Raw genomic sequence first — 14,757 nt, forward strand, 5'->3', positions numbered from 1 at the left:
CCACCCACCCCACCGCCTGCGCCTGCCCGTGTCTGGAAGCAAGCACGCGCGGTGGTGGTCCGTCACGCCACGGTGATGCCCGCCACCGGCCCCACCATCGAGGACGGCGCGGTCGCCTTCGTGGACGGGAAGATTGCCGCGGTGGGTCGTAACGCGGACGTGGCCACGCCCCCCGGCGCCGAGGAGGTGGACGGCACCGGCCTGTACGTCACGCCCGGTATCATCGACGCGCACAGCCACCTGGGCGTGTACGCGTCGCCGTCCAGCTTCTCCAACAACGACGGCAACGAGGCCACCGCGCCGGTGACGGCCGAGGTCTCCGCCCAGCACGCCTTCTGGCCCCAGGACCCGGGCCTGCGGCGCGCGGCGGCCGGCGGCATCACCTCCCTGCTGGTGCTCCCGGGCAGTGCCAACCTGGTGGGCGGGCGCGGCTACCCGGCGAAGCTGCACTTCGGCCGCTCGGCGGCGGAGATGCGCTTCCCGGGAGCCAGGGACGTCCTGAAGATGGCCTGCGGTGAGAACCCCCGGCGCGTCTACGGCGAGGGCAAGAAGACCGCGCCCGCCACCCGCATGGGCAACGTGGCCGGCTACCGGCAGGCCTTCGCGCAGGCGCGCGAGTACATGAACAAGTGGGACGACTGGCGCAAGAAGAAGGACAAGAAGCCGGACGAGGTCGGCCCCGAGCCGCTGCGTGACTTGAAGCTGGAGACGCTGGCCGAGGTGCTGCGCGGCAACATCCTGGTGCAGAACCACTGCTACCGCGCCGACGAGATGGCGGTGATGCTCGAGGTCGCCGACGAGGCGGGCTACCAGATTCGCGCCTTCCACCACGCGCTGGAGGCCTACAAGCTGCGCGACCGCCTCGCGGAGAAGAACGTGGGCGTGGCCACGTGGGCGGACTGGTGGGGCTTCAAGCTGGAGGCGTGGGACGGCATCCCCGAGAACGCCGCGCTCATCTCCCAGGCGGGCGGCAAGGCCGTCATCCACTCCGATTCCGAGTACGGCATCCAGCGGCTCAACCAGGAGGCCGGCAAGGCGATGTGGCGGGCGCGCGAGTCCGGCATCCTCATCACCGAGGAGGAGGCCCTGCGCTGGGTGACGCTCAACCCCGCGTGGATGATGGGCGTGGAAGACGTCACCGGCTCGCTGGAGCCCGGGAAGATGGCGGACGTGGTGCTGTGGAAGGGCCACCCGCTGAGCGTCTACGCGCGGGCGCAGCGCGTCTGGGCGGACGGCGTCGTCACCTATGACGCGGCCACCGGCCCGGTGGACCCGAGCGACTTCGAGGTGGGCGACAGCGCCGCCAACGCCGCGCGGCTGGTGGCGGGCCCCGCTCCCGCTCCGTCACTGGAAGAGCTGGGCCTCACCGCGCGCTGCGACGTGACGAAGGACCGCGCGTGCGCGGAGCCGCTGCCGCTGGCGAAGGAGGCGGCGTGCACGGTGTTCCAGGGCGTCACGGCCTTCACCGGCACCGAGTGGGTGAAGGACGCCACGGTGGTGGTGCGCGACGGCCGGGTGGGCGGCGTGCAGCGGGGCGTTGCGGGAGCGCCGGCCGCGGGCTGCGCGGTGGTGGAAGGGAAGGGGAGGCTGCTGACCCCGGGCCTCATCGACCCGCTGACGGAGCTGGGGCTGGTGGAGGTGGGGGCGGAGGAGTCCACGCAGGACGACGCGCCGCGAGGCGACGCGGCGAAGCAGGACGTGCGCGCGGCGCTGCTGGCGGCGGACAGCATCAACCCGGCGTCGGTGGTGTTCCCCGTGGCGCGGCTGGGCGGCGTCACCGGCGCGGTGTCCGTGCCGAGGGGCGGGCTCATCTCCGGTCAGAGCGCGTTCGTGACGACGGACGGCGGCGTGCGCCAGGGAACTCTCGCCATGCACCTCAACCTGGGCATCTCCGGCCGGGACGCGGTGTCCGGCTCGCGAGCGCTGGTGCTGGAGCGCGTGCGCGAGCTGCTCTTCGACGCGCGCGAGTACGGCCGGCGCAAGGCGGACTTCGAGCAGCGCCGGATGCGCAACCTGTCCGCGAGCCGGTTGGACCTGGAGGCCCTGCAGCCGGTGCTGGCGGGACGGCTGCCGGTGGTGGTGCGGGCCGAGCGCGTGTCGGACATCCGCGCGGCGCTGCGGCTGGCGAAGGAGTACGGGCTGAAGCTCGTCATCGCCGGGGGCGCCGAGGCGTGGATGACGGCGCCGGAGCTGGCGGCGGCGAAGGTGCCCGTCATCCTCCAGCCCACGCGCAACCTGCCGGCGGACTTCGACCGGCTGAACAGCCGTGGTGACTCGGCGGCGCTGCTGCACGCGGCCGGGGTGCGGGTGCTCATCTCCGTGCTGGGCGAGCCCTCCATGGTGCGAACGCTCGCGCAGGAGGCCGGCAACGCGGTGGCGTGGGGCCTGCCGCACACGCAGGCGCTTCGCGCGGTGACGGGTGACGTCGCGGCGGCGTTCGGCCTGGAGGAGGGCCGCATCGCCCAGGGCGCTCCGGCGGACCTGGTGCTGTGGAACGGCGACCCGCTGGAGTCCGCCTCCCGGCCCGTGGGCATGTGGCTGGGTGGGAAGCAGGTGCCCCTCACCAGCCGCCAGCAGGCCCTGTTCCAGAAGTACAAGGCGCTGGCGAAGTAGACTCGGGGTCCATGAAGACGGAGTGGACCGAAGCGGACTTCCACGAGCTGAGCTGGCACGACGTCCACGTATACGCGGTGGGCGCCGTGCCGGAGCGGTTCGAGGTGCGGCTGGACCTGGACTTCATCGTGGAGTGGCTCGCACCGGGGCCGGGCGCGTCCGCGCTCGACTTCCGCGTGGCGCCCGCGACGCTCGTCTTCGAGAACGCCGGGGAGCTTCAGGTCCATCTGTCTTCTCCCACCGGAGTCCTGACGCTCCAGGAGCTCCGGCGTGAGGACGAGCAACGCCTTCCCGGTGCCTCCATGAGCACCTGGCGTTGGACGTTGGTCGCCAATGAAGGCAGCGTGGCGCTGCGGGCCTCGGGCTTCCGGCAGTTCCTGCGTCAGGCGCCCCAGTGGGTCCGCGGACGCCAGCACCTCCTGGAGGAGGAACGCGGCGGGCCGAGTCTTTCCGCGCTCCCGGCGAAGTAGGCCGCACGCGTCGCTGGCTTCATGACCTGCTCCTTTCATGGGCTCGCCGGGTCGCGCCATCCGCGGCCCGAGGCTCCGCCCCTGCATACGGAGCGTGGCGCGAAGTCTGGTTTTTCCTCCCATTTTTTTCGGGAAAAGGCGCCGAGGTCGATGCAATTGAATGACGCCTGAGCGACGAAGCGCCCTCGGATTGGGAAAAATCCTTCCCAGACAGTTGCATGTTTTTTCCCTGTGCACAGGTTCGGCGCGCCGTAAGGCCTGCCCCCGAGGTGCATTGTGCTGTTTGATAAGTCGAATCATCCCACTGACTGCAACCCAAGATCGCCGGCATCGCAAAACTCCAACGCGGAGGTCAATCACTCTCGATATCCTGGTTTCACTCAACTCCTCGCATTGACCCTCCTGTTGCTCGTCCCCGTCGTCGCGAGCGCGCAGGACGTGTTGCTCTCGGACACCTTCAACCGCACGTCCGGCCTGGGCTCGAAGTGGCGGGTGGACTTCGGCTCGTTCACCACGGACGGCACCCATGCCGTCTCCGGAACGCCGCCGAGCCAGGGCAACTGGGCCAGCATCGTCCCGGCGCTGGGGACGAATGACTACGCCGTCTCCGCGGACATCATCGTCCCCACGGGCTCGCACCAGTCCGGCGTCGTGGCGCGGAGCAGCACCGCGGGCGCCTTCGACAGGGACCTGTACGCCGCGCAGCTCGACACCGCGGGCTCGCTGAGGCTGTACCGGCGCAATGCCTCCACCTGGACGCCGCTGGCGAGCACCCCCGTCACCGTCGTCGCGGGCACCTCCTACAACCTGAAGCTCGTCGTCACCGGCGCCTCCTCCGTCCAACTGGAGGTGTGGCTGGATGGCAAGCGGAAGCTCGTCCATGCCGACACCTCGGCCAGCCGGCTGCTGGCGGGAATCCCTGGCATCGAGGCCCATGACGCTGGCGTCAAGTTCCGCAACGTCCAGGTCGTCAGCGCGGCGTCCCACCTGTTCTCGGACGCCTTCGACCGGACGACGGGACTCGGGGCGAGCTGGCAGACCGTCTATGGGGCGTTCACCACGGACGGCACCTCCGCCATCTCGGGCACGCCGCCCGTCAATGGGAACTGGGCGCGCGTCGTCCCGGCGCTCGGCACGAATGACTACGTCGTCTCCGCGGACATCATCGTCCCCGCGGGCGCTCGCACCTCCGGGCTCGTCGCGCGCAGCAGCGACGCGAGCGCCTTCGACAAGGACCTGTATGCCGCGCAGCTCGACACGACTGGCTTCGTCCGGCTCTACCGGCGCAACGGCTGGGAGTGGACGCCGCTGGCGAACACGACGGAGTCCATCGTCGCCGGCACCTCCTACAACCTGAAGCTCGTGGTGACGGGCTCGAACCCGGTGCGCCTCGCGGTGTGGCTCAACGGCGTCCAGCGGCTCTCTTACGACGACACCTCCTCCAGCCGGCTGACCGCGGGCGGCGCCGGCCTGGAGAACTACAACGCGGGGGTGAAGTACTCGAACTTCGCGGTGGATGCCGTCACCACCGTCAGCGTCCCCTTCGCGGGCCAGGGCTCCGGCACCGTGGCGGCGCGTGGCATCTCCTGCACGGGAAGCTGTGACATGCGGGTTCCCAAGGGCACCGTCCTTCCCCTGGAGGCGAGGCCCGCTTCCGCCTCGTCCATCTTCACGGGCTTCACGGGCGACTGCCTGGGAGAGAGCGGCTGCAGGGTGGTGGCCAACGAGAACAAGAGCATCACCGCGAACCTGGACGTCGCCACCGTCACCCTGGACATCTTCTGGAACGGGGACAAGGGCTGGGTGGACTGCACTCCGGAATGCCCGCGGCTCCCGCGGTTCCCCGGGCCCTACACCCACGCCATCATCGCGCCCGTGGGGACGGCCATCACCCTCGTCGCCCACGGGCGCGAGGGCGACGGCTGGACGTTCGCGAGCTGGTCCGGCAGCGGCCTCTGCAACGGCTCCAATCCGACGTGCACCTTCACCGCGACCGGCGACGGGGAGGTGAGGGCGGAGTTCGGCGGTCTGCAGATGCCGCCCACCACCATCGAGGTCAAGGTGGACGGGCAGGGCACCGTCACCGGGCCCAACGGGTTCTCCTGCACGAGCACGTGTGACATCACGGTGCCCTGGGGAGATGCGCTGACCCTGGTGGCGTCACCGGCCCCGGGCTGGAAGAACGCGGGCTGGAGTGGGTCCATCGACCCTGCCGCCAGCTCCATCTCGGTCGCCAAGGTGGACACGTACCGTGGCTACGCGGTGACCGCCTTCTTCGACCAGCTGCCTCCCTACCCGTGCGGAAACACGCCTTGCACGCGCGGGCAGTTCCCTCCGGCCACCTGGCGGCCCTACGGCCCGACCTCGCCGTTCAACATGGCCGTCTTCGAAAACCCGCCGCTGATGGCCAACTCCCCCAAAATCATCGAGCGGCTGCTGGGAGACCTCTCCAAGAACAATCAAATCTCCAACCTGTGGATTCCGGCCGACGGCCTCTCCGGGTGGCCTACGTACTACGGCACGAGCACCGACCCGACCTATAACATCCGCTGCGGTTGGAACACGGCGACCAGCCAGTGCAGCGTCGGCAACATGCCCGGAAGGGCGCCCGCCGGCGCTCGCATCCAGGGCAATGACGGCTCGGCGAACGCGGACCGGCACCTGACCTTCATCGACCAGGTCTCCGGCATCGAGTACGACCTCTTCGAGGTGGTGACGAACCCGCTGCCCGCGGGCGGCGGGGACATCCAGGTCTCCTGGGCCGGCTACACGATGGCGATGACGGGCGACGGCCGGGCCCTGGGCAATGGCGAGGGCAATGCCGCCAAGGTGGGCAACCTGGCGGGGCGCATCCGCATCGAGGAGCTGAAGGCCGCCGTCGAGAACAACTCGTACATCGACCATGCCCTCTCCGTGTCCGTGAACTGCACCAGCGCCAGGTCCGTCTATCCCGCGCGGCCGGAGAACTCGGGGCGGGCCTGCTCGGCGCTCAAGATTCCCCTCTCCAACGACGACGCTCCGCCCATGGGCGCGCGGCTGTGGCTCGACATGTCGTACACGGAGATCGACCAGCTCCCGATTCCGACGTGGAAGAAGGTCATCCTGCGGACGCTCAAGATGTATGGCGCCATCATCAATGACACCGGCTCGGACTTCTACTTCACCCTCCAGACGGAGTCCGGCAACCAGTACACGTCCATGGAGGCGAACGACGCCTGGCTCGACTTCGCCTCGAACCTGTTCGCCCAGAACACCCCGGACTGGAGCAAGGACCCGGCTGGCAACTACACGGGCAAGTTCCAGGAGCTGAACAACAACATCAACTGGACGACGACGGTGTGGAGCCGCCTCAAGGTGCTCGACCCCTGCGTGTCCACCGGCAACTGCACTCGCTGATGAAAAGACGGCGGCCGTCCCCGGTGAGAGGGACGGCCGCCGTGCCTTCAGGCCACCCGGGTGGGGTCAGTCACCCGAGTAGATACCAATCGCGCCGGGCACCACCGTGCCGTCCTTCTGGGTGGTGCCCTGGAAGGCCACCAGCATGCGGCGCTTCGCGCCCGTGCGGTCCACCTGGATGTCCGGCACGGGCATGGACGCCAGCTCCCGCCCGAAGGTGGCGTACCCGTAGCGGTCCACGGCGCTCCTCACGCGGCTGAGGCCGCCGCCCCAGGCGGTGCCCGTCCAGACGCTGCCATCCAGCGGGTCCGCGGCCACGCTGGCGACGTGCGGGGCCGCCAGCTCGTTCCTCAGCGTGCGGAGGACCTCGCCACGGTCATTGAGCTGGGCGAGGCCATTGCCGAAGGAGCCCACCCAGACGGTGTCCCCCACCACGGCCATGCCGGAGACCAGGTCTTCCGTGCGCTCCTCGGGGCGCGAGTACCGGCCGCCCTCGCCCACTGCGTCCTTCCAGATGTCGATGCGGTTCCAGGCGTAGTCCGGATGCTCGGTGCGCGTCTGGCACTCCCAGAAGTCACCGTTGGTGGTGCCATAGAAGTACCGCGTCGAGCGGTTGGCGCCACCCACCCAGACGTCGCCATTGGGCATGAGGGCAAGCCCCCAGTACGCGTCGGTCAGCAGCGCGCCCTTCACCCGGTACTTGCTGTAGTCCTTGCCGTACCGCGCCTCGTCCTCCTTCTTGTGGGAATAGACATACGCGTTGAAGCCCGGGTGGCTGTGCTCCTCCACGCCCGAGCACGCGAGCTGACCGTTGCACCTGGGAGCGCCCTTGAAGTGGGCGTCACCGCGGGCGAAGCCGTGGTTGGCGCCGAACCAGACGCTGCTGCGCTCGGGCTTCTCCGGGTGCTTGTGGTACACGATGCGCCAGATGTTGCAGAGCTTCTCGCGGCCCTCGGGCTCGTCCCCGACGACGTTCGGGCCCGACGAGATGTCGTAGTGCACCACGTCGAGGGTGCCGTCCGCGCGCAGGCTCACCCGGTCGGCGTCGCCGCTCTTGTAGACCTCGGCGATGGGCTGGCGCCTCCTCTGATGGGCGTCGGCCCACTCGTCCTCGCAGCCAGGCATGCCCGGCGCCGGGTCCTTGCCCGCGTAGCCCACGAAGACGGTGCCGTCCCAGGCGCCCGCCACCGAGATGACCTTGAGGTACTTGGCTCCGGGAGGCTCGCTGCCATCCGGCATGTAGCCATACGGGCGCAGCCCGTCGGCCATGGTGAAGCGCCGGAAGGTCTTCTCCCCCTTCTTCATGAGGAAGAGGCCCTCCTCGCCGCCGGCCACCCAGACGTTGCCGCCCTCGTCGGCGGTGACGCCGTAGACGAACCGCGGGCCGCCCTGCGCGCGGCCGTAGAACTCCCAGGTGGAGGAGGACGCCGGCAGGTCATACTTCAGCTCGACGACCCCCGCGTCAGGGGTGCCGGAGTCGGGCGTGCCGGAGTCGGGCGTGCCGGAGTCTGGCGTGCCCGCGTCCGGAACCGGGTCCTCGCCGCCGTCGGGCGTGCCCGGTCCAGCGTCGGGCGTGCCCGAGTCGGGCTCCGGGTCCACCGTGCCGCCGTCCGGTCGCGGCTCCGGATTCACCGGAGGGTCCTCCGGCCGCTCCTCCGGAGGCGTCGGGGCATCCAGCCCCGGAGTGTCCTGCTTCGCATCGCCGGTGCTCTCGGAACCACAGCCCGCCGCCGTCCACATCGCGCCCGCCATCAGGAGCGCGCCCGCCCAACGCCATCCGCGCGTCATTGCCACCACCCCACCCGAAGAAACCCTGGGACGCCCCCAGCCGGGCCGTCCCGTCCACGCCCCTCCTTGGCAAAGCCGGTGCCAGCCCTTCCTGTCCGGAGGAGGGGTGTCAGCGTCCGCTCCCGGACAGGGCGTGGGAAACTCCGTTCCCACCCTGTGCACGTGGGAGTCCCGGACAGGCCCGGAATCGTGCTAGGTCCTTCCAGAATGGGTGGAAACGACGCGCGAGGCCGGACGCCGCTTTCACTGGTGGGACAGGAGCCGGACCTCCTCTTCTACACACGTCAGGCGAGCGAGCACGGCCAGCCGGTGCTGGTGCTGGGCGCCGCCAATGGGCGCGTGGTGTGGTCGCTGGCCGAGCACGGCTTCACCACCGTGGGCGTGGACCCGTCCGAGGTGATGATCCGCTCCGCCGAGGAGCGCCGCGCGACGGAGTCCGCGGAGGTGTCCAACCGGGCCCGCTTCCAGGTGGCGGACCCGCGCGCGCTGCGGCTGCCGGACCGCTTCCCGCTGGTGCTGGCCCCGCAGCACGCGCTGGGGCTGATGCCCGGCAATGACGACCTGGAGGCCTTCCTCGCCACGGTGAAGTACCACCTCGCGCCGGGGGGCACCTTCGTCTACGACGTGCTCAACACGCCCCGCGAGCCGGTGCTCCCGCGCGACGACGAGGAGCCCGGCGCCGGGCTGGAGCCGCGCCGCCCGCTGTTCGCCCTCCACCTGCGCGAGCGCAAGCGCCCCGGAAGCCCCAGCCCCATCCGCCGCCTCAAGCTGCGGCACTTCTCCCCGGAGGAGCTGGACGCGGCCCTCACCGCCGCGGGCCTCGTGCCGCGCGAGCGCTACGGCCGCTTCGACGGCAAGCCCTTCGATTTGGAGGACTCGCGCCACATCGGCGTCGCCGCGCCCTGAGTCAGCGCTCGAAGCGGTAGCCCAGCCCGCGCACGGTGAGGAAGTGGCGGGGCTCCTCCGGGTCCGGCTCGAACTTCAGCCGCAGCTGGCGCATGAAGTTGTCCACGGTGCGCGCGCTGCCCTCGTAGTGGTAGCCCCACGCGCCGGACAGCAATTCCTCGCGGGTGAAGGTGCGCCCCGGGTGCGCGAGGAAGTGCGCCAGGAGCTTGAACTCCTGCGCCGTCAGCTCCACCGGCTTGCCGTCTCGCGACACGGTGCGCGCCGCCATGTCCACGCTCACGTCGCCGAACGTCACCGGCGGCGGCGTCGTCCCGGCCACGCCGGGGTAGCGCCGGCGCAGCACGGCCTTGATGCGCGCCAGCAATTCCTGGAGGCCGAACGGCTTCACCACGTAGTCGTCCGCGCCCAGGTCGAGGCCGACAATCTTGTCCCGCTCCATGCCCTTGGCGGACAGCACCACCACGGGCGTGTCCCGGCCGCGCTGGCGCAGCTCCTTGAGGAGCTCGTAGCCGTTGAGCTCCGGCAACATGATGTCCAGCACCACCAGGTCCGGCGCGTCGTCCAGCGCGCGCGCCAGCCCGGTGCGTCCATCCTGGGCCTGGAGCACCTCGTAGCCCTCGAAGCGCAGGTTCATGGACAGGCCGGTGAGGATGGACAGGTCGTCCTCCACCACCAGGATGCGCCGCGTCGTCTCCGTCATGCCTTCCCCACCGGCAGGTGGATGGTGAACCTGCTGCCCCTGCCGGGCTCGCTGTGCACGCCGATGCGTCCGCCGTGAGCCTCCACGATGCGACGGGCAATGGCCAGCCCCAACCCACTGCCCTCCGTCCGCCGTGTCAGCAGGTTATCCACGCGATAGAAGCGCTCGAAGATGCGCTTGCGCTCCTTGGGCGCGATGCCCACGCCATTGTCCTCCACCGACAGGTCCACGAACTTGCCGCCCCTTCGCGCGGTGAGGGTGATGCGCCGGTCCTCGGGCCCGCTGTACTTGTAGGCATTCTGGAGCAGGTTGAGCAGGGCCCCGGCGACGGCGTCCTTGTCCACGTCCAGCGTCGGCAGCCCGTCCGCCACCTCCACCTTCAGGTCCACGCCGCCCTCCAGGCGCTGGGCGCGGAAGGCCGCCACCGCCGCCTCCACCACCTCCGACACGGGCAGCGGCGCGAGCTGGTACACCTTGCGTCCGCCCTCGATGCGCGCCCAGTCCAGCACCCGCTCGATGAAGATGGACAGGCGCTCCGTCTCGCGCGTCAGCAGGGTGAGCACCTCCTGCATCTGCGCCGGGTCCTTCAGCCGCCCCAGGGCGAGCGTCTCGATGAACATGCGGATGGAGGTGAGCGGCGTGCGCAGCTCGTGGCTCACCAGCGACACGAAGTCCGTCTTCATGCGGGACAGCTGCGCCTCGCGGTAGAGGGCGCGGCCCGTGTAGACGACACCGAAGGTGAGCGTCAGGTAGAACAGGCCCAGCAGCACGCCGTACAGCACGCGGTTGCGCGTGGAGGCGCGCGCCACCGGGTCCTCGCCGGTGGGCAGCACCACCAGCCGGAAGTCCTGCAGGGGCGGGGACAGCACGCGCTCGGCCAGCCCCACCGGGCCCAGCGCGCTGGCGCGGGCCTGCGCCACCTCCGACACCAGCTTGCCCATCAGCCCGCCCTCGTTGACCTCCCGGGGGATGCCCTGCAGGGAGAAGAGCACCGGCTCTCCGGACACGGCGCGTGGATCCACCCACTCCGCCACGAGCTGCTCCAGTGCCCGGACCGACAGCCGCACGCCACGCACCTCGTTGCCCCGCCGCTCGGCGGCCACCAGCAGCGCGCGGCTGCCGGTGGCCAGGGAGAACACGGTGGGCTTGGTGGGCAGCGCGCCGGCCTCGGGCAATACGGCCGTGAGCGCCTCCTGGAGCTGGGGGTCGCTGGTGTGCACGCGCCCGCCCTCCACGTGGAAGGTGCCGTCCGGCTCGGACACCGTCCGTCCGTCCGACAGCACCAGGCGCAGGCTGCCCGCCTCCTCCTCCAGACGCGCGGAATCCAGCGCCTGGGGCAGCTCCGAGGACAGCGACTCCAGGGTGCCGCGCCAGGCGGACTCCAGCCGCTTCTCCACCGCCGCGCGCTCGTTGATGATGGCCACAACGCCGAAGCCGGACAGGCCGGCGGAGGGCACCACCACCAGGACGATGAGCAGGGCGAACGTGCGCCGGAAGTTGAGGATGACGGGGGGTGAGCGCGCCACGGCCCCTCTCCTTTACTCCCACCCGGAGCCACATGCTCGTGGCGTTTCACACCGGACGATGCCGGAGGACTGTCCGCCACCCGGACTCCGGGTGTGGAAGCCGTCGACTTCAGGGGCCTTCTGATGCAAGCATGTGGGTCCGCGGGGGAGGCGAGCGTCCAGGGCCGGCCGCCAGTTCCCCTACAATGAGACGCAGGTGTCCCGGAATCCGGCATGGGCAGGCAGGGGTGGGGCCGGGACGCGCGAGGAGGACATTCCATGAGACGGCACGTACTGGCCGCGGTGCTGACTTCGGCGCTGGGGCTGGCGGGGTGTGAGGACCGCCAGGCGGAGGCGACGTGGTCCAACGCATCGGGCTCGGTGGCGCTCAGCCGCGATGACGCCTTCCTGTACGCGGTGGACGCCGACACCGGCGTCCTGTCGGTGGTGGACACCGCGCGCGGGGAAGAGGTGGGCGAGGTGAAGGTCGGCCGCGGGCCGGAGCGCGTGGTGGTGGGCCCGGACGACACCATCTACGTGTCCAACCGCGCCGAGCGCAGCGTGTCCGTCATCCGCCGGGGTGACTGGACGGAGTCGGCGCGCATCCCCGTGGGCGTGGAGCCCATGGGGCTGGCGGTGTCCCCGGACGGCGGCACGCTGTACGTGGTGAACAGCACCGCGCTGGACAGCACCGAGCACGGCACGCTGATGGCGGTGGACACGCGCTCGTTGACGGTCCGCTGGGAATTGCCGGTGGGCGAGGAGCCGCGCGGCATCGCGCTGGTGGACGGCGGCAAGCGCGCGCTCATCAGCCTGTTCCGCCACAGTGACCTGGTGACGGTGGACCTGTCGGACTCGGGCCGGCCGCGCGTGCGGCGGGAGGGCACGGACGTGTACTCGCGCGCCAACGTCCGGAACGCGGCCGAGGGCGACGTGGCGCCCCTGCCGCAGGTGGCCACGGGCATCTCCTTCCGGCCCCGGGGCATGGCGGACGTGGTGGTGACGCCCAACGGCGAGCGCGCCTTCGCGCCGGTGCTGTGGGCGCGCGAGGACCCGCTCGGCGGGCCGACGGACCCCAACGTGCCGTCGTCGGGTGACGGCGCGCTGTACGGCGGCGGGGGAATCCCGTGCAGCACGGGCGGCGTGGTGGCGCCGGGCCTGCTCGCGTTCGACACGGAGGAGGGGACGCCGCTGGTGGACGACCTGGACCAGTGCCGTCCGCCGCCGGAGCAGATTCCGGACTTCCCGCCGTCCACCATCGTCAGCCCGGAGGCCACGCACGCCATCCAGGGCCCGGTGGCGGCGGTGGTGGACCCGTCCGGCCTGTGGATTTTCGTGGTGAACCGCGAGACGGACAACGTGGCCGTCATCCCCACGGACCGCCGCTCCGGCTCGGACATCGTGAACTTCAACGGCAGCAGCGTGCGCCAGCTGGTGCGCGTGGGCTCCGGCCCCAGCGGCATCGCCATCCGCCGCGACGGCCGCAAGGCGTACGTGCACAACGCGTTCGACCACACGGTGACGACGCTGGTGAGCGACGGCTCGGGCGCGGTGGCCAACGTACGCGCGGAGGGCGCGCCGCTGAAGCTCGTCGCGGACGTGCTGGAGCCCCAGGCGGTGGCGGGGCGCAAGCTCTTCTACTCCGCGCTGGACACGCGCATGACGAGCACCAACGTGGGCGCGTCCTGCGCGTCGTGCCACCTGGACGGCCGGGATGACGGCCACGTGTGGGGCTTCCCGGACGGCCCGCGCCAGACGCCCAGCCTCGCGGGCCGGCAGGTGACGAAGACGGGCCCGTTCCACTGGAGCGGCGAGTTCCCCACGATGCGCGACTTCCTCGACGCCACGGTGCGCAAGCGCATGGGCGGCTCGGCGCTGGACACCGTCATGGTGTCGCAGCTGTCCGCCTTCATCGACGTCATCCCCACGCCGGACAACCCCTACAAGCGCGAGGCGCTCACCGGGGCCCAGGCGCGCGGCGCCCAGGTCTTCAAGAAGGCCGCGTGCGACGGCTGCCACGAGGGCGAGACGCTCACCAACAACAAGCAGGCCGACGTCGGCACCTTCATCACCACCGGCCCCATCCAGGACGACGCGAACGTGCGCAAGGTGGGGCTCAACACGCCGTCGCTGCTGGGCCTGGCCCGCACGGCGCCCTACCTGCATGACGGCAGCGCCACGTCGCTGAAGGCCCGCTTCATCCAGGGCCGCCAGTCCAACGCGCACGGCGCCACGTCACAGCTGACGGAGGCCGAAATCGACGACCTGGTGGAGTACCTGCGCACGCTGTAGCGCGCGGAGGCCCGAGAGGGTTGCCAGGACACGGGGCCGCCTCGCGCGACACGCGGGGGCGGCCCTTCGTGCGTTCAGGGCAGGCCGGCGTCCTCGGCGGGAGGTGGCGGCATGGCGAGCGCGGCGGGCGTGGTGGTGGAGAGGGCGGAGCGCGCGACGTCGAGGGCCCGCTCCGGGTCTCCGCCCAGCCAGGTGACGATGAGCGCGCAGGGCGTGTCGTCGTCCCACGTCATCACCTGCAACATGCCCTGCGCGGGAGCGCGGCGGACGGCGGCGCGGCCCAGCGCGGGCACCTCGAGGCCCCCGGCGCGCAGGGAGGGGGCCAGCAGCGCGCGCACGTCCGTCCGCGAGTAGCGGCTGTTGCAGTCCCACGTCACGGAGACGGTGACGTCCTTCTCCGTCTCCGAGCGGAGCGCGCACAGCGGCCCGCACGTGGGGCACGCGCGCTCCTCCCGTATCGAGAAGCCGGGCAGCGTCAGCTCGCGCATGTCCGCGGGCATCAGCACGTCGCAGCCCGGCAGTGGCAGGTCGCCGGGGCGCGGACGTGCGGCGGTGCCCGCGTCGGCCGTGGTTCCCGTGGAGTCCGTCGTGCGAGCGCGGCACCCGCCCAGGGCCAGTGCCAGTATCAGTGCCGCGCGCCCTCCTGCCCTCATCCCGTGGTCTCTCCCTGGCGCACCGTGGCGCGGCGCGGATGGTAGACCGGCGGACGCCCCGCGCGGCCACGTTTCCCCGCGCGGGTGCTCGCTTCCGGACGGGCTCCCTCCCCCGCCGGGCCGGGGAGGAGGCGGGCTTCCCTCGTGTCCCCGGACGGCGTGGACTAAGCTGCCGCCCGCTTCCATGGTCCCCGTGCGCCTCCTCTCCGTGCTCCTCCTCGTCCCCGGCGTGCCCGCGCTGGCGCGGCCGTCCGAAGCGCCCGCCTCGCGAGGCACCGCTCCGGTGGAGGGGAGGGGAGCGGCCTTCCCGCCTGAACGTGCCCCGGGTGCATCCTGGCAGGGGGCCGGAACGGAGGCGGCACTCCGCGGGCCCGGCGCTCCCGCCCGGTCCGGGCAGCACGCCAACCGGTCCGAGACGCCCGGGAGTGCTGGGA

9 protein-coding genes are annotated in these 14,757 nt (G+C 71.2%); 5 read left to right on the top strand and 4 right to left on the bottom strand.

Features of this window, described 5'->3' with window-relative positions; genetic code table 11:
• Nucleotides 1-51: 51 nt before the first annotated feature.
• From HG543_RS22115 to HG543_RS22125, 3 genes are all read left to right on the top strand, one after another.
• Nucleotides 52-2,613, top strand: a complete 2,562-nt coding sequence (locus HG543_RS22115; RefSeq protein WP_343073411.1) for an amidohydrolase family protein — start codon at nucleotides 52-54, stop codon at nucleotides 2,611-2,613.
• 11 nt (nucleotides 2,614-2,624) lie between these two features.
• Nucleotides 2,625-3,083: a hypothetical protein gene (locus HG543_RS22120; RefSeq protein ID WP_169346818.1), complete on the top strand. Its 459-nt coding sequence runs from the start codon at nucleotides 2,625-2,627 to the stop codon at nucleotides 3,081-3,083.
• A gap of 393 nt (nucleotides 3,084-3,476) precedes the next feature.
• Nucleotides 3,477-6,479, top strand: coding sequence for a LamG domain-containing protein (locus tag HG543_RS22125; RefSeq protein WP_169346819.1), 3,003 nt, complete (start codon nucleotides 3,477-3,479; stop codon nucleotides 6,477-6,479).
• Nucleotides 6,480-6,545: 66 nt separating this feature from the next.
• Here the strand turns inward: HG543_RS22125 and HG543_RS22130 are convergent, their stop codons facing one another.
• On the bottom strand, nucleotides 6,546-8,267 hold the full coding sequence (locus HG543_RS22130) for a hypothetical protein (protein WP_169346820.1): 1,722 nt from the start codon (nucleotides 8,265-8,267) through the stop codon (nucleotides 6,546-6,548).
• Between the two features lie 207 nt (nucleotides 8,268-8,474).
• Between HG543_RS22130 and HG543_RS22135 the strand changes: the two genes are divergently transcribed.
• On the top strand, nucleotides 8,475-9,173 hold the full coding sequence (locus HG543_RS22135) for a class I SAM-dependent methyltransferase (protein WP_169346821.1): 699 nt from the start codon (nucleotides 8,475-8,477) through the stop codon (nucleotides 9,171-9,173).
• Nucleotide 9,174: 1 nt separating this feature from the next.
• Here HG543_RS22135 and HG543_RS22140 read toward each other — a convergent pair whose 3' ends face one another.
• Nucleotides 9,175-9,873: a response regulator transcription factor gene (locus HG543_RS22140; protein ID WP_169346822.1), complete on the bottom strand. Its 699-nt coding sequence runs from the start codon at nucleotides 9,871-9,873 to the stop codon at nucleotides 9,175-9,177.
• On the bottom strand, nucleotides 9,870-11,399 hold the full coding sequence (locus HG543_RS22145; RefSeq protein WP_169346823.1) for an ATP-binding protein: 1,530 nt from the start codon (nucleotides 11,397-11,399) through the stop codon (nucleotides 9,870-9,872). The genes HG543_RS22140 and HG543_RS22145 overlap by 4 nt, the downstream gene beginning before the upstream one ends.
• A 258-nt stretch (nucleotides 11,400-11,657) precedes the next feature.
• Between HG543_RS22145 and HG543_RS22150 the strand changes: the two genes are divergently transcribed.
• Nucleotides 11,658-13,670, top strand: coding sequence for a c-type cytochrome (locus HG543_RS22150; RefSeq protein WP_169346824.1), 2,013 nt, complete (start codon nucleotides 11,658-11,660; stop codon nucleotides 13,668-13,670).
• 74 nt (nucleotides 13,671-13,744) lie between these two features.
• Here HG543_RS22150 and HG543_RS22155 read toward each other — a convergent pair whose 3' ends face one another.
• On the bottom strand, nucleotides 13,745-14,323 hold the full coding sequence (locus HG543_RS22155; RefSeq protein ID WP_169346825.1) for a hypothetical protein: 579 nt from the start codon (nucleotides 14,321-14,323) through the stop codon (nucleotides 13,745-13,747).
• Between the last annotated feature and the right edge of the window lie 434 nt (nucleotides 14,324-14,757).

It is taken from the genome of Pyxidicoccus fallax, assembly GCF_012933655.1.
Classification (GTDB): Bacteria; Myxococcota; Myxococcia; order Myxococcales; family Myxococcaceae; genus Myxococcus; species Myxococcus fallax.